Raw genomic sequence first — 16484 nt, 5'->3', positions numbered from 1 at the left:
ATGATCACGACGCTGCTCGCCCTCGCCGGCCTCGCCCTGTTCGCGTGGGGCATCGTCATCTTCGTGGCTTTCGGCCTTGCCGGCAAAATCTTCACGAGGCTGCAGGCGACCAGTGCCTATACGGCGGTCACACAGAGCAAGACGCTCAAGACCGGCGAGGCTGCCATCAGCGGCGCGATCGACACGATACCCTATGCCATCGTGCGCCGGATGGTGCGCAACGTGGTGCCGGATGGACCAGATGTCACCGGCGCCGTGGTCAGCGGCGCCATAGCCGGCCGCCGCAGCGACGGCGGCAAGCTCGCCGGTCTCGGCCTGGTCGTGTTCGCCGCGGCGTTCTTCGTCGGCCCCTGGCTGCAAAATCTCATCGCGCGTGGCTGAGCGTCACCGCAAAGGAGCAATGAATGTCCATTCTCATCACTAAGAAGACGAAGGTCATCACCCAGGGCTTCACCGGCAAGAATGGCACGTTCCATTCCGAGCAGGCGATCGCCTATGGCACCAAGATGGTCGGCGGCGTTGCTCCGGGCAAAGGCGGCCAGATCCATCTCAATCTGCCGGTGTTCGATACGGTGGCCGAGGCGCGCGACAAGACCGGCGCCGACGCTTCGGTGGTCTATGTGCCGCCGCCGGGCGCCGCGGATGCCATCTGCGAGGCGATCGATGCCGAGATCCCGCTGATCATCTGCATCACCGAGGGCATTCCGGTGCAGGACATGATCAAGGTCAAGCGCGCGCTGGAAGGCTCGAAATCGCGGCTGATCGGCCCGAACTGCCCGGGTGTCGTCACCGCCGGCGAATCGAAGATCGGCATCATGCCGGCCAATATCTTCAAGAAGGGCAATGTCGGCATCGTCTCGCGCTCGGGCACGCTGACCTATGAAGCGGTGTTCCAGACCACCCAGGAAGGCCTCGGCCAGACCACCGCGGTCGGCATCGGCGGCGATCCGGTCAAGGGCACCGAATTCATCGACATGCTGGAAATGTTCCTGGCCGATCCGAAGACCGAGTCGATCGTGATGATCGGCGAGATCGGCGGCTCGGCGGAGGAAGATGCCGCCCAGTTCATCCGGGACGAGGCCAAGCGCGGCCGCAAGAAGCCGATGGTCGGCTTCATCGCCGGCCGCACCGCGCCTCCCGGCCGCCGCATGGGCCATGCCGGTGCGATCATCTCGGGCGGCAAGGGCGGCGCCGACGACAAGATCGCCGCCATGGAGGCCGCCGGCATCCGCGTCTCGCCGTCACCGGCGAGGCTCGGCAAGACGCTGGTCGACCTTCTGAAGAAAAAGCGCTGAGGCGCTCCGAACGAACAAGAAATCGGCCAGCTTCCGGCCGATTTCCACCACCGAAGAAGACGCCATAAGGCGTTCGATTGAAGTGCGGACCGACCACGCCGCCCGCGATCCAGAACGCTGCAGGAACCGATCATGGCACGCCAAGACGAGACCATCGCGCTCACCTCATTCCTCTATGGCGGCAACGCCGCCTATATCGAGGACCTCTACGCCCGCTACGAAGCAAACCCCGCCTCCGTCGATGCGGAATGGCAGGCTTTCTTCAAGTCGCTGGGCGACGATGCCGGCGATGTCGCCAAGAATGCCGAAGGCCCGTCCTGGGCCAAGCCGAACTGGCCGATCGCTGCCAATGGCGAGCTGATCTCGGCGCTCGACGGCAATTGGGCGGCGATCGAAAAGGTCATCGGCGACAAGCTGAAGGCGCGGGCCGCCGATACGGCCGCGCCGAAGGGCGCGCCGGTCGCCGAGACCGACATCCAGCAGGCGACGCGCGATTCAGTGCGCGCACTGATGCTGATCCGCGCCTATCGCGCCCGCGGCCATCTGCACGCCAATCTCGATCCGCTCGGCCTCGATCCGCCGAAGACCCATGAGGAGCTCGACCCGCGCTCCTATGGCTTCACCGAAGCCGACTACGACCGCAAGATCTTCATCGACAAGGTGCTGGGTCTGGAATTCGCGTCCTTGCGCGAAATGGTCGGCATTCTCGAGCGCACCTATTGCCAGACGCTCGGCGTCGAGTTCATGCACATTACCGATCCGGCCCAGAAGGCCTGGATCCAGGAACGCATCGAAGGTCCGGACAAGGAAATCGCCTTCACCAAGGAGGGCAAGCGCGCCATTCTGCAGAAGCTGGTGGAGGCCGAGGGCTTCGAGAAGTTCCTCGACCTGCGCTACACCGGCACCAAGCGCTTTGGCCTCGACGGCGGCGAATCGATGATCCCGGCGCTCGAGCAGATCATCAAGCGCGGCGGCAATCTCGGCGTGAAGGAGATCGTGATCGGCATGGCCCATCGCGGCCGCCTGAACACGCTGACCCAGGTGATGGCGAAGCCCCATCGCGCATTGTTCCACGAGTTCAAGGGCGGTTCCTACGCGCCGGACGACGTGGAAGGCTCGGGCGACGTGAAATACCACCTCGGCGCCTCGTCCGACCGCGAATTCGACGGCAACAAGGTGCATCTGTCGCTGACCCCCAATCCGTCGCATCTGGAAATCGTCAACCCGGTGGTGCTCGGCAAGGTGCGCGCCAAGCAGGACCAGCACGGCTGCCCGCCGGAGGACCGCACCGCGGTGATGCCGCTGCTGATCCACGGCGACGCCTCGTTCGCCGGCCAGGGCGTGGTGGCCGAATGTTTCGGCCTGTCCGGCCTGAAGGGCCACCGCACCGGCGGCTCGATCCATTTCATCATCAACAACCAGATCGGCTTCACCACCTATCCACGCTACAGCCGGTCCTCGCCCTATCCGTCCGACGTCGCGAAGATGGTCGAAGCGCCGATCTTCCACGTCAACGGCGACGATCCGGAAGCGGTCGTCTTCGCCGCCAAGGTGGCGACCGAGTTCCGGCAGAAGTTCCAGAAGCCTGTCGTCATCGACATGTGGTGCTACCGCCGCTTCGGCCACAACGAGGGTGACGAGCCGGCCTTCACCCAGCCGCTGATGTACAAGAAGATCAGAGGCCTGAAGTCGTCGCTCGACCTCTACGGCGCCAAGCTGGTGGGCGAAGGCGTGGTGACGGAGGCCGAATTCGACGCGATGAAGGCCGACTGGCGCACGCGGCTCGACGGCGAATACGAAGCCGGCCAGTCCTACAAGCCGAACAAGGCCGATTGGCTCGACGGCCGCTGGCAAGGTCTCAAGGCACCGGGTTCCACCGACGACGATCCGCGCCGCGGCGCGAGCGGCGTCGACCACGCCCGCCTCGTCGAGATCGGCAAGGCGATCACCAAGATCCCCGAGAAGTTCACTGCGCACCGGACGATCCAGCGGTTCATGGACAACCGCCGCAAGATGATCGAAACCGGCGAGGGCATCGACTGGGCGACCGGCGAGGCGCTGGCCTTCGGCACTCTGGTGGCCGACGGCCACCGCGTCCGGCTGTCCGGCCAGGACAGCGAACGCGGCACCTTCTCGCAGCGCCATTCGGTGCTGATCGACCAGGAGACCGAGGCTCGCTACACGCCGCTGAACAATATCGGCGGCGGCCAGGCCAAATACGAGGTCATCAATTCGATGCTCTCGGAAGAGGCCGTGCTCGGCTACGAATACGGCTACACGCTCGCCGAACCGAATGCGCTGGTCGCCTGGGAAGGCCAGTTCGGCGATTTCGCCAATGGCGCGCAGGTCGTCTTCGACCAGTTCATCTCATCGGCCGAACGCAAGTGGCTGCGCCTCTCCGGGCTCGTCTGCCTCTTGCCGCACGGCTATGAGGGCCAGGGCCCCGAGCATTCCTCGGCCCGGCTCGAGCGCTTCCTGCAAATGTGCGCCGAAGACAATATGCAGGTGGCGAACTGCTCGACGCCGGCGAACTATTTCCACATCCTGCGCCGGCAGCTGAAGCGCGACATCCGCAAGCCCTTGATCCTGATGACGCCGAAATCGCTGCTGCGCCACAAGCGCGCGGTGTCGAAACTCTCCGAGTTCGAGACCGGCACCTCGTTCCACCGCGTGCTGTGGGACGACGCGGAGGTTCTGCCGAACCAGGAGATCAAGCTTGTCGAGGACAAGAAGATCCGCCGCGTCGTGCTGTGCTCGGGCAAGGTCTATTACGATCTCTACGAAGACCGCATCAAGCGCGGCATCGACGACGTCTATCTGATGCGCGTCGAGCAGCTCTATCCGTTCCCCCTGAAGGCGCTGGCCCACGAGATCGGCCGCTTCAAGAACGCGGATGTGATCTGGTGCCAGGAGGAGCCGAAGAACATGGGCTCCTGGAGCTTCGTCGAGCCCTATCTGGAATGGGTGCTCGGTACCGCCGGCTCCAAATCCAAGCGCGCCCGCTATGTCGGTCGCCCGGCCTCGGCGGCCACCGCCACCGGCCTGATGTCGCGCCACGCAGCCCAGCTCCAGGCCTTCCTGGACGAGGCCTTTTCCTGATCCCGCCCGGCCATCGGGCCGGGTCTGAACATTCTCGTTGAGGACGATATTCCATGGCCACCGAAATCCGCGTTCCAACGCTCGGCGAATCGGTCACCGAAGCGACCGTCGCCAAGTGGTTCAAGAAGCCCGGCGAAGCCGTGAAGCAGGACGAACCACTGGTCGAGCTGGAAACCGACAAGGTGACCCTCGAGGTCAATGCGCCGGCCTCGGGCACTCTGACCGAAATCGTCGCCGATTCCGGCACCACCGTCGGCGTCCAGGCCCTGCTCGGCCAGATCGCCGAGGGTGCCGCGGCGGCGGCGCCCGCGCCCAAGGCCGCCGCCCCTGCCCCGGCCGCCACCGCCGCTCCTGCGCCAGCTCCCGCCGCTGCGCCCCATCCGGCCCGCAGCGTCGACAACGGCCCGGCGGTCGCGCGCATCGCCGCCGAAAGCGGTGTCAGCCCGTCGGCCGCCACCGCCACCGGCAAGGACGGCCGGGTGACCAAGGGCGACATGCTGGCGGCGATCGCCGCCGGCGTCTCGGCGCCCGCCCCGGCCAGCCCGGTGCCGGCCGCCGCGCGTCCCGCTTCACCGGCCGCCGATGCGCCGCGCGAAGAGCGCGTGCGCATGACCAAGCTGCGCCAGACCATCGCGCGCCGGCTGAAGGAAGCCCAGAACAACGCCGCCATGCTGACCACGTTCAACGAGGTCGACATGTCGCAGCTGATGGCGCTGCGCAGCCAGTACAAGGACCTGTTCGAGAAGAAGCACGGCACCAAGCTCGGCTTCATGGGCTTCTTCGTGCGCGCCTGCGTGCAGGCGCTGAAGGACATCCCGGCGGTCAATGCCGAGATCGACGGCACCGACATCATCTACAAGAACTTCTGCCACATCGGCGTGGCCGTCGGCACCGACAAGGGCCTGGTGGTTCCGGTGGTGCGCGACGCCGACCAGATGGGCATCGCCCAGATCGAGAAGACCATTGCCGATTTCGGCCGGCGGGCCCGCGACGGCCAGTTGAAGATCGACGAGATGCAGGGCGGCACCTTCACCATCTCGAATGGCGGGGTCTACGGCTCGCTGATGTCGACGCCGATCCTCAACGCGCCGCAATCCGGCATCCTGGGCATGCACAAGATCCAGGAACGGCCGGTGGTGGTCGCCGGCAAGATCGAGATCCGGCCGATGATGTATCTGGCGGTGTCCTATGACCACCGTATCGTCGACGGCAAGGAGGCGGTGACCTTCCTCGTCCGTATCAAGGAAAGCCTGGAAGATCCGGCGCGCCTGGTGATGGATCTCTAAGCCGGCAACCAGCGGAGACGACGTCATGGCCGAGAGCCCATCCTTCGCGCCGATCGAGGTCTACCTCACGGTTTCGGGTGGGCTCGAGGCGATCGCCTTCTACGAAAAGGCGTTTGGCGCGACCCCGGCGTTTCAGCAAATGGCGGAGGACGGCAAGCGCCTGCTCCACGCCACGCTCAGCGTCTTCGGCGCGCAGATCATGCTGTCCGATCACTTCCCGGAACATGGCAACGACGTCGCGGCGCCGCCGATGCTCGGCGGCACCACCGTCACGGTTCACGTCAACCTGAACAGCCCGGCCGAGGTCGATGCGGCGATGGCACGCGCCGCGCGTGCCGGCGCGACCGTCACCATGCCGGCCTCCGATACGTTCTGGGACATGCGTTACGGCCGGCTCAAGGATCCGTTCGGCCATTCCTGGTCGCTCGGCGCGCCGCTGCCGTCCAAGACGGAAGGACGGTTCGAGTGAGAGCCCTTGTTGTTGCCGCCGTGGCGATGGCCGGTCTCTCGGCCTGCGCCATTCCGCCCTATGACGATTTCCGCGCCGGACCAGGCGCCTGCCTGGTGGTCGGCTCGTCCGGCTTCATGTTCGACCGCAATTGCACGCGCTTCGAACTGGCCTGGCTGCCCGGCGCCCAGCGGCTGACGGTCGGCCAGCGCGGGCCCGACGACATCGAAATCCTGGAGGTGTCGGGCCGGCATCGGCTGATCACGGTCAGGCGTATTCGCGAGGGCTATTATTGCGCGCTCGCCCGCGACTATCCGCGCCCGCGCGTGACCCGCGATTGCCGCACCACCGATCCGGTCCATCCGCCCATCTCGGTGCGTGGCTAGACGCCCGGCGCGACGCCCTGGTTCTTTTCATCCCGATCTTCGAAAGCGAGCAGCTGATGTCCAAGGGAGTCGTCATCGTCACCGGCGCCGGCAGGGGCATCGGCCGCTCCTGCGCCATCATGGCGGCCGCGCGCGGCCATGCCGTGGTGGTCAATTATGCGTCCAACGCAGCGGCTGCCGATGAGGTGGTCGCGGCCATTACCGGTGCCGGCGGGCAGGCTGTCGCGGTCAAGGGCGACGTTGCCGTCGAACAGGACGTGCTGGCGATTTTCGCCGCGGCCGACAAGCTCGGGACATTGGCCGGCCTGATCAACAATGCCGGCGTCGTCGACCAGAAATCGCGGGTCGACCAATTCTCCGCCGCGCGGCTGACCCGCATGATGGCGATCAACGTGGTCGGCTCGATCCTGTGCGCCCGCGAGGCGGTACGCCGGATGTCGACCGCCCATGGCGGCAAGGGCGGCACCATCGTCAACATGGGCTCGGTCGCCTCGGTGCTCGGCTCACCCAATGAATTCGTCGACTATGCCGCCTCCAAGGGCGCGATCGACAGCTTCACCATTGGCCTTGCCAAGGAGGTCGCGGCCGAAGGCATCCGCGTCAACGCGGTGCGCCCGGGCCTGATCGATACCGAGATCCATGCCAGCGCCGGCGTGCCCGACCGGGTCGAGCGGTTTCGCGATCTGATCCCGATGAAGCGCGGCGGCTCCGCCGACGAGGTCGCCGCCGCCGTGCTCTGGCTGATGTCGGACGAGGCCTCCTACACGACCGGAACCACCATCACGGTGTCGGGCGGACGCTGACGGCGCCGCCTCACCCCCCACCCGGAGACTGACATTCATGTCCTACGACCTCATCGTCATCGGCACCGGCCCCGGCGGCTATGTCTGCGCCATCCGCGCCGCCCAGCTCGGCCTCAAGGTCGCGGTGGTCGAGAAGCGCAAGACCCATGGCGGCACCTGCCTGAATATCGGCTGCATTCCGTCGAAGGCACTGCTGCATGCCTCGGAACTGTTCAATGAAGCCGGTCACGGTTTCGCGGCCTTCGGCATCGAGGTGCCGAAGCCGAAACTGAACCTGAAGCAGATGATGACGCACAAGCAGGAGACGGTCGACGCCAACGTCAACGGCGTCGCCTTCCTGTTCAAGAAGAACAAGATCGAGAGCTTCACCGGCACCGGCACGATCCTGGGCGCCGGCAAGGTTCAGGTGACCGCCGATGACGGCAAGACCCAGGTTCTGGAGACCAAGAACATCGTCATCGCCACCGGGTCCGAAGTGACCCCGCTGCCCGGCGTCGCCATCGACGAAAAGCAGATCGTCTCGTCGGAAGGCGCGCTCGAGCTCGACAAGGTACCGGGCAAGCTGGTGGTAATCGGCGCGGGCGTGATCGGCCTCGAGCTCGGCTCGGTCTGGCGGCGTCTCGGCAGCGAGGTTCATGTCGTCGAATATCTCGATCGTGTGCTGCCCGGCACCGATGCGGAAGTCGCCAAGCAGTTCCAGCGCCTGATGGGCAAGCAGGGCATCACCTTCCAGCTCGCCTCCAAGGTGACCGGCGCCAAGGCCTCGAAGAAGGGCGTGTCGCTCACCGTCGAGCCGGCGGCCGGCGGCAACGCCCAGACCATCGAGGCCGATGTCGTGCTGGTGGCGATCGGCCGGCGGCCGTTCACCGAAAATCTCGGCCTCGAGGCGGCCGGCGTCGCGCTCGAGCGCGGCCGGGTCGTCATCGACAACCATTTTGCCAGCAATGTGCCGGGCATCTATGCCATCGGCGACGTGGTGCGTGGCCCCATGCTCGCCCACAAGGCCGAGGACGAGGGCATCGCGGTCGCCGAAATCCTCGCCGGCAAGGCCGGCCATGTGAACTATGACTGCATTCCGGGCGTCGTCTACACTTGGCCGGAGGTCGCGACCGTCGGCCAGTCGGAAGAGGATCTGAAGGCGGCCGGCATCAGCTACAATGTCGGCAAGTTCCCGTTCACCGCCAATGGCCGCGCACGGGCGAACCGCTCGACCGATGGTTTCGTCAAGGTGCTCGCCGATGCCGCGACCGATAAGGTGCTGGGCGTCCATATCCTGGGCGCGGGTGCCGGCGAGATGATCCACGAGGCCGTCGTGCTGATGGAGTTCGGCGGATCTTCCGAAGACCTCGCGCGTTCGACCCATGCCCATCCGACCATGTCGGAGGCGGTCAAGGAGGCGGCTCTCGCCGTCGACAAGCGCGCCATCCATACCTGACGGCTGCCGAGCCCAAAATGCAAAGGCCCCGGTCTCAGGACCGGGGCTTTTTTGTCGGCGGATCCATCGGACGCCAAGAACCCCGGCTCGCGCCAGGGTTCCAGGCATATCAGGAGTTTGAAGGGCGATCCGGTTCTGCGATCAGTCGCAGACGCGAACGCGGCGCAGAGCCGGGCCATAGGGGGTGTCGACCCAGCGGCGAGCGGTATAGCAGTCGCCGTAGTCGTAGACCGGCGCGGCATAGGCGCGGGATCCGGCAATGGCGAGGGCAGCACCGCCAACCACCGCACCGGCGGCGACGGCGCCCCAGGGGAAGTAGCGGGCCTCTGCCTTCGGCGCGGCGGCGACGGACAGGGTGACGGCGGCGACGGCGGCGAGAGCGAGGGTCTTGAAGCGGGTCATGGTCGGTCTCCTTGAGAGGTTGCGGAGCGTCCAGCCGCTCCGGTTATCCATGGGTCGCGGTGGCTCCAAAAAAGGTTCGACACGCCATCGAATATTTCAGCCCGATCCCGATGGAGCGATTTGTGCCGCGTTTGGCGGTTCGTCGATATCGGGGGGCACAACGAAAAGCGGCGGGTTGCCCCGCCGCTTCTTGTCTTGGTCCAGAACGAACCTGGACCTGAGGGAACCCGGTCCGCGGCGAAGATGTCAGCGCTGACCACGCTCGCAGATCGGACCCAAGTAGCGATGATAATAGACCACGCAGCCCTCGGCGGTGGCAGCCGTCACGCCGGACCCGCGGGCGCGGCTCGGCGGGATGTTGACCTGGCTGATGGTCGGCTCCAGCGCCAGGAAGCCGGCGTTGCCGTCACCGCCGCCACCACCGCCGCCACCGCCGCCGCGAGCTTCGGCCAGGCCGGAGAAGGAGGCGGCGAGTGCAAGCGCGAGCGCGCCGGCGAGGAGAGTCGAATTGGAACGCGATTTCAACATGTTGGTATCTCCGTTTCAGGGGCGGTCACCGTCGCGGAATGGCGAAGCGGTCCGATGAACATGGGTGGTGGTGGCCGGCAAAAGGGTTCACCGAAAAATCTCGTCCTTGGCGATTCTCGGACGAATTCTTGCCGCCCGAACCGGAAGGTGCCGATGACGGTTGGGGCGAACCAACGTCGATCGCGTGCCGTGTGCCAGCACTCCTGGCCGCGGCCCGAACCGGGGCCGGCCGTGCACAGGCCGCAACAAGAAAGGCGGCGGATCGCTCCGCCGCCCATCTCAGTCTGGCTGCCTGCATTCAGCGGCGGCCGACACGCTCGCAGCGATAGGCAATGCCGTGAACATTGTAGTGGCACGCCATTTCGGTGGCGGCTGGCGCCAGCGCGGGACCGCGACCACGACCGTTCTGATTTGACACGGCGCTGATGCCATCGACGACAAAGCCGGCATTGCCGTCTCCGCCGCTGCCGCCGCCCGCGCCGCCGCCACCACCGCCGCCATTCTGCGCCTGCGCGATGCCGGAAAAAGCGATGCCGAGCCCGACCGCGAACGCGCCGGCCAGGGCCATCGATGTGAAACGAGACTTCGACATGGTGTGTTCCCTTCCTGATTGAGGCGTAACCGGGCTGGATCGCCGGGCAGGGCCATGACCATTGGTCGCTCCTGGCTCGGAACTGGTTCATCGCCGGCAGCGGGAGATCGGTCCCCACGCGACCGAAGCCGGCTCAGCATTGGCCCGACAGCCGGTGATCGCGATGGCGGGGCCGTATCGCGGATGGCCGCGCCGGCAAGGACGGGACTGACACGGCAAGCCGCAAGCTTCGGCGCGGCGCGGCCCCGTCGTGGCGCGCAAGCCACCGGCTATTCGCCGCCGGTTCATCCAGTTCCATGGGATTTTCGTAAAACTATCGAGGCCAGCAACGTGAAAGCAGACATGCATCAGCAAAGCAATCTCAAGGCGACGGAAAGCCGAACGGCCCCGTAGCGGCGCCTGACCTTTCCTCCCAGCAACGAATGCCGGGCGTCGCCGAACCCAGACAGGGAGTTCGTCATGTCCAAGTCTCGTCTTACGTCATTCGCACTCGCCAGCGCGCTTGCTCTGGCGCTCGGTGTCGGTGTCAGCGTCGGCGCCAGCCTTCTGTTCTCCAGCTACTCAGATGCCGTAGCCGCCGGCGGCGGCAGCGGCGGTGGTGGCAGCGGCGGTGGTGGTGGCGGCGGTGGTAGCGGCGGCGGCGGTAGTGGCGGCGGTGGTGGTAGCGGCGGCGGCGGAAGCGGCGGCGGCGGCGGAAGCGGCGGCGGTGGTAGCGGCGGCGGCGGTAGCGGCGGCGGTGGTAGCGGCGGCGGTGGTAGCGGCGGCGGCGGAAGCGGCGGCGGCGGAAGCGGCGGCGGTGGTAGCGGCGGCGGCGGAAGCGGCGGCGGCGGTGGTAGCGGCGGCGGCGGTAGTGGCGGCGGTGGTAGCGGCGGCGGCGGCGGTGGTAGCGGCGGCGGTGGTAGCGGCGGCGGAAGCGGCGGCGGCGGAAGCGGCGGCGGCGGAAGCGGCGGCGGCGGAAGCGGCGGCGGCGGTGGCAGCGGCGGCGGAAGCGGCGGCGGCGGCGGCGGCGGCGGAAGCGGCGGCGGTGGTAGCGGCGGCGGCGGAAGCGGCGGCGGTGGTAGCGGCGGCGGCGGCGGTGGTAGCGGCGGCGGCGGCGGAAGCGGCGGTGGCGGCAGCGGCGGCGGTGGCAGCGGCGGCGGCGGCAGCGGCGGTGGCGGCAGCGGCGGCGGTGGCAGCGGCGGCGGCGGCGGCGGTGGCAGCGGCGGCGGTGGCAGCGGCGGCGGCGGCGGCGGTGGCAGCGGCGGTGGCGGCAGCAGCGGTGGCGGCAGCAGCGGCGGTGGCAGCAGCGGTGGCGGCAGCGGTGGCGGCAGCAGCGGTGGCGGCAGCAGCGGCGGTGGCAGCAGCGGCGGCGGCAGCAGCGGTGGCGGCAGCAGCGGCGGCGGCAGCAGCGGTGGCGGCAGCAGCGGTGGCGGCAGCAGCGGCGGCGGCAGCAGCGGTGGCGGCAGCAGCGGTGGCGGCAGCAGCGGTGGCGGCAGCAGCGGTGGCGGCAGCAGCGGCGGCGGCAGCAGCGGTGGCGGCAGCAGCAGCGGTGGCGGCAGCAGCGGTGGCGGCAGCAGCGGCGGCGGCAGCAGCGGTGGCGGCGCAGGCCCGGGCGGCGGTGCCGCGGGTGGCGGCGGTGGCGGTGGTGGTGGTGGCGGCGGTGATGGTGCGGGCGCAGGCGGCGGCAATGCCGGCTTCCTCGTGCCGGACCTGCCTCGCTACATCAACTGCCAGTACAACGTCCACGGCGTCGCCTATGGGTGCCAGCGCGCGCCGCGTCGTTGATCGGACAGTGCGGCCATGATCAGGGCGGCGGGGAAACCCGCCGCCTTTTCTCGATCTCCTTGCCGAGGTCCGCCTCAAGAACGACCACGATCGCCATGCCTGCCGTGAGGTCGGCGAGTGCGGTCGGCGCCGACATCAATCCGACCGACCCACGAGGGCGAGCCGCGGCGCGATCCGCCGCCCACCTATTTCACCGATCCGCGTCAGACGCGGCGGACCCCCCAGAACACCGAAAACGGCGACCTGATGAAGTCTGTGAGATCGTCCCGATAGGCCGCCGGCTGATAATATTGGCAAGCGGGAATGAAGGGCACGGAGCTAAAGGCCTCGCGCTGGATATCGTCGCTGATCTCTCTGCGCTCGGCTTCCGAACGGGCCTCCAGCCAGCGTCCGCGCAAGACCTCGCGATCCGCGGATGTCGGCCAGCCGACCCAGCCGGCGCGACCATTCGCCGACAGCGGATTGCTGAGCGGCGTGGCGATCGGCAATCCGCTCCACTGCACGGGAAAACAGCTCCAGCCTCCCTGGCCGACCGGCTCCTGCTTGTTTCGCCGCGCGATCATCGTGGCGAGGTCCATCGTCTCGGCGCGAACGTTGAGACCAATCCGCTTGAACACGTCCCCGGCGACCTGGGAAATGGCGCTCAACGGCGCGACATCGCTCGGCTCCATCAAAACCACCGGCTCGCCGGCGTAACCGGACTCGGCGACCATTTGCCTGGCGCGAGCGAGATTGCGCGGGCTGGTCAGGGCCTCCATTCCGACCGTCGTCGCCGAGGGAGAGCCCAGCGGAAAATAGCCGACACCGCTCCGGCCGAGCTCCTTCTGGTCACCGACAATGGCTTGGACGAAATCGGTCTGGTCGATAGCCGGGAGCAAGGCCCGGCGCAGCTTCTCATTGTTGAAGGGCGCTTGCAGCTGATTGAAGATCAGCATGTAGACCGTGCCCATCGGATCGAAATTGTCGACCTTGACGCCGCGCGCCCGTTTCAACGATGGAACGAGATCGAGCAGCGGCTGCTCCACCCAATCCACCTCACCGGTTCTGAGCGCCGCGGCGGCCGTGGCGGGATCCGGCTGGATCGACCAGAGCACGCGATCGAAATGGGCGACCTTGCCGCCGGCATAACAATCGGCGGCTTCCTGCCGGGGAGCGTATGTCTCGAAGCGCGCATATTCCGCCTTCACACCGGACACCCATTGATCCGCCAGGAACCGATAGGGACCGCTGCCGGTGAATTCCGTGATCGCCCGGTTCGATGGGGTCGCCGCCATCCGCTCGGGCATCATGAAGCAGGCCGACGTGCCGGCGAGCGCATAGAGCAGCGGCGGGAACGGCCGCTTCAGCCGCAGTTGAAAGCGGCGGTCGTCCAGCGCGCTGATCTCGTTCAACCGCGCCCACAACAACTGGCCGAACGGGTTGCGCTCGGCCCAGCGCTTGATCGACATCACGCAATCGGCCGCTCTGACCGGCGTATTGTCGTGAAACATCAGCCCGTCGCGCAAGGTGAACGTCCAGGTCAGCTCATCGCTGGACAATTCGCTGCCGGCGCACATCTGCGGACGGGGTGTCAGGGACTTGTCCACGCCGTACAGCGTGTCCCAGATCATGAAGCCGTTGATCGTCGCCATCGTCGCCGTGCTCCACACCGGATCCGGGTGGGCGAGGTTGGCCTGCGGCACGAAACGCAATGTCCGGGCCGCGGCGGGCTGCACCAGAGCCGGCCGCGACAAGAGCGACATGGCGCCGCCGGCGGCCGCGCCCACGAGAAGGTCCCTGCGCTTCATTCCTGGCTCCCTCGGTTGGACGCCCTGCCGTTCAGCCGGCGTCGAGCGGATGGATCGGACGGGTGACCCGCCGAAAATCGAACTTGCCGTAGTCGAGGCTGGCGAAGCCGGTGCCGTTGCATTCGAGCACCGCCTTGGCGATGGCGCCGAAGGTCGGCCGGTACTGGATCTTCGACTTGATGATCAGATAGCGTTCGGCTGTCGGCTCGATGCCGACGAAACGGAACATCGCCAGGTCGAGCGGTTCGCAACGGCCTTCGCTGACGACCAGCTTCATGCGGCCAGTATCGAGAACGACGGTTCGGCCGAGATTGATCACCGAGCCGGTGAAGACCGGGCCGCGCACCGTGAACTGCCCATCCGAGATGACGCGAACGATCCCGGTCAGCAGCAGCGGCCCGGACGAACCGCCGATGGCCGAGAAGTCGGTCTTGCCGCCGACGGCCAGCTCGACGGTCGCGCCGACGCCAGCCTCGATCATCAGCGCGACGGCCTCGGGGTCGGCGATCGGACCGGCGGCGATGCCGTCGAGACCTTGGTTCAACGCCTCGGCGATCACATCCATCGAATCCTGCGTGCCGCCGGAGTTGCAGTTGTCGGCATGGTCGACGAGCAGCACGGGCCCGTCCGCGATCCTGGCGGCACGGCCGATCGTCGATGCCAGCGGTTCGAAGGCGACCTGGAAATCATCCCTGCGGGCCCAGGCCGCCTTGCGGATCCGATCGCAGATCGCTTGCGCCAGATCCACATCGTCATTGGTCATCGCGATCACCGACATGCCGGTATCGGGGCAGTCCGCCAGCGGAAATCCGCCGAAGACGCTGACCGCCAGCGCGCCGGCCTCTTCAGCCTGCCTGGCCATCGCCATCAGCTCGGCCATGGCGCCGTCATCGGTCGCCATGCGCAGCATGTTCGGCATCATCCGGCAATGCGCATAAGCGAGCTTCGGGCGGATCTCGCCACGCATCGATGCAAGCAGCGTTTCGGCGGCGCGGCGGCCGGTTTCGACGATGTCGATATGCGGGTAGGTCTTGTAGCCGACCAGCGTCGTGCAGTTCTCGATCGTTCCGGCCGAGATGTTGCCGTGCAGATCCAGTGCGACCGCGATCGGCAGGTCGGGCGCGATGGCACGCACCCGCGCCAGCAATTCTCCCTCGCCGTCGCCAAGATGGCTCGTCACCATGGCGCCGTGCAGCTCCAGGAACACCGCGTCACAGCCCTGCCGGACCGCGCGACAGAGCGCCTCCGCCATGGCTTCAAAGGCCTCGGCATCAACCGCGCGGGACGGCTGCGCATTGCCCGCCACCGCCATGACCACCTCGGCCCCGGCCTGTTCGGCGGCGGCGAGCATGCCGGTCATCGACCGGCGCCCGGCCCTGACCCATTGATAGGCCTCGTCGCCGAAGCGCGGTCCCTGCGGGCCGAAATGCTTGAGCCCGGTGGATAGCGGCGAGAATGTATTGGTCTCGTGGGCGATGACCGCGGCGACGATTTTCATGAGCCAGGTCCTGCATGGGCCAAGGCGGCCGAGGCCTGAGCGGTGCCATCTTTTGCGCTGCGCTCGGCGCGCGGGACCGCGACGGCCGCACCCCGATCAACGGAGAGACCGACGCAGGCCCCGACATCGGGCGCACCGCCATAACCATTGATCGCCGGAAGCTCGACGAGCACGACTGTTCGCTGTGGTGTCCGCACCAGGCAATGCAGCACGTTGCCGACATAGGATCGTTCGATCACGGTGCCGGAGAGCCGCGCGGACCCTGGATCCGACAGGCGAATGCGATGCGGCCTGACGGCCACGTGCACGGCCTGGCCCACGCCGATCGCAGCGGTTGTGCGAACCGGCTCCTCACCGCCTTCCCAGGCCACGGTGATCGCCTCGCCTTGGGCGATGCCGGCCGTGCCGGGGAAGAAATTGCTGCGGCCGAAGAAATCGGCGACGAAATGGCTGACCGGGCTTTCGAACAGCGCTTCCGGGGTGCCGCGCTGCACGATGCGCCCGCGCTCGAAGATCGCGATACTGTCCGACATGGTCAGCGCTTCCTCCTGATCGTGCGTCACGTAGAGGAACGACACGCCGAGGTCGCGGTGCAGGCTGCGCAGCTCCCATTGCAGCTCGGAGCGAAGTTTGCGGTCGAGCGCGCTGAGCGGCTCGTCGAGCAGCAGGACTTTGGGCTTGTAGACGAGCGCACGGGCAAGCGCGACGCGTTGCTGCTGGCCGCCGGAGAGCGCGCGCGGCTTGCGCTCGGCATAGGGCAGCAGTTGCACGCGATCGAGCGCCGCCTTGACCCTCTCCTCGCGCTCGGCCCGGCCGACGCCACGCGCTTCCAGCGGAAAGGCTACGTTCTCAGCCACGCTCATATGCGGAAACAGCGCATAACCCTGGAACACGACGCCGAAGCCGCGGCGTTCCGGCGGCTCCCGGGCGATGTCGGTGCCACCGATGCGAATCGAACCGGAATCGACCCTGACGAAACCGGCTATGGCCATCAGCGTGGTGGTCTTGCCCGAACCCGACGGACCAAGCAGGGTCAGGAACTCTCCCGCGGCCACCTTGAAGCCGACCTTGTCGAGGGCTGCCACCGAACCATAACGCTTGCTGAGCTCGACAACTTCCAGATCATCCCGATCAGACATGGGTTCAGCATCAGACATGGGT

General features: G+C 67.3%; 15 protein-coding genes. 8 read left to right on the top strand and 7 right to left on the bottom strand.

Annotated elements, in window-relative coordinates; all coding sequences use genetic code 11:
• From E8M01_RS19050 to lpdA, 8 genes are all read left to right on the top strand, one after another.
• On the top strand, positions 1-381 hold the full coding sequence (locus tag E8M01_RS19050; protein WP_136961568.1) for a hypothetical protein: 381 nt from the start codon (positions 1-3) through the stop codon (positions 379-381).
• A 23-nt stretch (positions 382-404) separates the two neighbouring features.
• On the top strand, positions 405-1295 hold the full coding sequence (gene sucD, locus E8M01_RS19045) for a succinate--CoA ligase subunit alpha (protein ID WP_136961567.1): 891 nt from the start codon (positions 405-407) through the stop codon (positions 1293-1295).
• 132 nt (positions 1296-1427) lie between these two features.
• Complete coding sequence (locus tag E8M01_RS19040) at positions 1428-4394, top strand: 2-oxoglutarate dehydrogenase E1 component (RefSeq protein ID WP_136961566.1); 2967 nt, start codon at positions 1428-1430, stop codon at positions 4392-4394.
• Between the two features lie 53 nt (positions 4395-4447).
• Positions 4448-5680 (top strand): 2-oxoglutarate dehydrogenase complex dihydrolipoyllysine-residue succinyltransferase, encoded by a 1233-nt coding sequence (odhB, locus tag E8M01_RS19035; protein ID WP_136961565.1) that lies wholly within the window; start codon positions 4448-4450, stop codon positions 5678-5680.
• A gap of 25 nt (positions 5681-5705) precedes the next feature.
• Positions 5706-6149, top strand: a complete 444-nt coding sequence (locus E8M01_RS19030) for a VOC family protein (protein WP_136961564.1) — start codon at positions 5706-5708, stop codon at positions 6147-6149.
• Positions 6146-6514 (top strand): hypothetical protein, encoded by a 369-nt coding sequence (locus E8M01_RS19025; RefSeq protein WP_136961563.1) that lies wholly within the window; start codon positions 6146-6148, stop codon positions 6512-6514. The genes E8M01_RS19030 and E8M01_RS19025 overlap by 4 nt, the downstream gene beginning before the upstream one ends.
• Before the next feature lie 56 nt (positions 6515-6570).
• The gene (locus tag E8M01_RS19020) at positions 6571-7317 is read left to right on the top strand and encodes an SDR family oxidoreductase (protein WP_136961562.1); all 747 of its coding nucleotides are present in this window, start codon (positions 6571-6573) and stop codon (positions 7315-7317) included.
• Positions 7318-7354: 37 nt separating this feature from the next.
• Complete coding sequence (lpdA, locus tag E8M01_RS19015) at positions 7355-8752, top strand: dihydrolipoyl dehydrogenase (protein WP_136961561.1); 1398 nt, start codon at positions 7355-7357, stop codon at positions 8750-8752.
• A 141-nt stretch (positions 8753-8893) separates the two neighbouring features.
• Here the strand turns inward: lpdA and E8M01_RS19010 are convergent, their stop codons facing one another.
• From E8M01_RS19010 to E8M01_RS18980, 7 genes are all read right to left on the bottom strand, one after another.
• A complete protein-coding gene (locus E8M01_RS19010; protein ID WP_136961560.1) occupies positions 8894-9154 on the bottom strand; it encodes a hypothetical protein in 261 nt (86 codons plus the stop codon).
• A gap of 246 nt (positions 9155-9400) precedes the next feature.
• Positions 9401-9682 carry a hypothetical protein gene (locus E8M01_RS19005; protein ID WP_136961559.1) on the bottom strand — a complete coding sequence of 94 codons (282 nt, stop codon included), beginning with the start codon at positions 9680-9682 and terminating at the stop codon, positions 9401-9403.
• Between the two features lie 298 nt (positions 9683-9980).
• Positions 9981-10274 (bottom strand): hypothetical protein, encoded by a 294-nt coding sequence (locus tag E8M01_RS19000; protein WP_136961558.1) that lies wholly within the window; start codon positions 10272-10274, stop codon positions 9981-9983.
• A 561-nt stretch (positions 10275-10835) separates the two neighbouring features.
• On the bottom strand, positions 10836-11999 hold the full coding sequence (locus E8M01_RS35105; RefSeq protein ID WP_170181691.1) for a hypothetical protein: 1164 nt from the start codon (positions 11997-11999) through the stop codon (positions 10836-10838).
• Positions 12000-12241: 242 nt separating this feature from the next.
• The gene (locus E8M01_RS18990; RefSeq protein WP_136961557.1) at positions 12242-13825 is read right to left on the bottom strand and encodes an ABC transporter substrate-binding protein; all 1584 of its coding nucleotides are present in this window, start codon (positions 13823-13825) and stop codon (positions 12242-12244) included.
• A 31-nt stretch (positions 13826-13856) separates the two neighbouring features.
• Entirely contained in the window at positions 13857-15323 is a 1467-nt protein-coding gene (locus E8M01_RS18985; protein ID WP_136961556.1) for a M81 family metallopeptidase, read from the bottom strand.
• Positions 15320-16462, bottom strand: coding sequence for an ABC transporter ATP-binding protein (locus tag E8M01_RS18980; protein WP_170181970.1), 1143 nt, complete (start codon positions 16460-16462; stop codon positions 15320-15322). The genes E8M01_RS18985 and E8M01_RS18980 overlap by 4 nt, the downstream gene beginning before the upstream one ends.
• Positions 16463-16484: the final 22 nt, after the last annotated feature.

The sequence above is a fragment of the Phreatobacter stygius genome (assembly GCF_005144885.1).
Lineage (GTDB): Bacteria > Pseudomonadota > Alphaproteobacteria > Rhizobiales > Phreatobacteraceae > Phreatobacter > Phreatobacter stygius.
This window is presented reverse-complemented; position numbering and strand designations above follow the sequence as displayed.

Bases quoted from the DNA above. Each gene is read 5' to 3' on its own strand.
- odhB (WP_136961565.1), top strand. From the start codon at position 4,448: ATGGCCACCGAAATCCGCGTTCCAACGCTCGGCGAATCGGTCACCGAA.
- E8M01_RS19050 (WP_136961568.1), top strand. From the start codon at position 1: ATGATCACGACGCTGCTCGCCCTCGCCGGCCTCGCCCTGTTCGCGTGG.
- E8M01_RS18985 (WP_136961556.1), bottom strand. From the start codon at position 15,323: ATGAAAATCGTCGCCGCGGTCATCGCCCACGAGACCAATACATTCTCG.
- E8M01_RS19040 (WP_136961566.1), top strand. From the start codon at position 1,428: ATGGCACGCCAAGACGAGACCATCGCGCTCACCTCATTCCTCTATGGC.
- sucD (WP_136961567.1), top strand. From the start codon at position 405: ATGTCCATTCTCATCACTAAGAAGACGAAGGTCATCACCCAGGGCTTC.
- E8M01_RS18990 (WP_136961557.1), bottom strand. From the start codon at position 13,825: ATGAAGCGCAGGGACCTTCTCGTGGGCGCGGCCGCCGGCGGCGCCATG.
- E8M01_RS19020 (WP_136961562.1), top strand. From the start codon at position 6,571: ATGTCCAAGGGAGTCGTCATCGTCACCGGCGCCGGCAGGGGCATCGGC.
- lpdA (WP_136961561.1), top strand. From the start codon at position 7,355: ATGTCCTACGACCTCATCGTCATCGGCACCGGCCCCGGCGGCTATGTC.
- E8M01_RS19005 (WP_136961559.1), bottom strand. From the start codon at position 9,682: ATGTTGAAATCGCGTTCCAATTCGACTCTCCTCGCCGGCGCGCTCGCG.
- E8M01_RS18980 (WP_170181970.1), bottom strand. From the start codon at position 16,462: ATGTCTGATCGGGATGATCTGGAAGTTGTCGAGCTCAGCAAGCGTTAT.
- E8M01_RS19010 (WP_136961560.1), bottom strand. From the start codon at position 9,154: ATGACCCGCTTCAAGACCCTCGCTCTCGCCGCCGTCGCCGCCGTCACC.
- E8M01_RS19030 (WP_136961564.1), top strand. From the start codon at position 5,706: ATGGCCGAGAGCCCATCCTTCGCGCCGATCGAGGTCTACCTCACGGTT.
- E8M01_RS19000 (WP_136961558.1), bottom strand. From the start codon at position 10,274: ATGTCGAAGTCTCGTTTCACATCGATGGCCCTGGCCGGCGCGTTCGCG.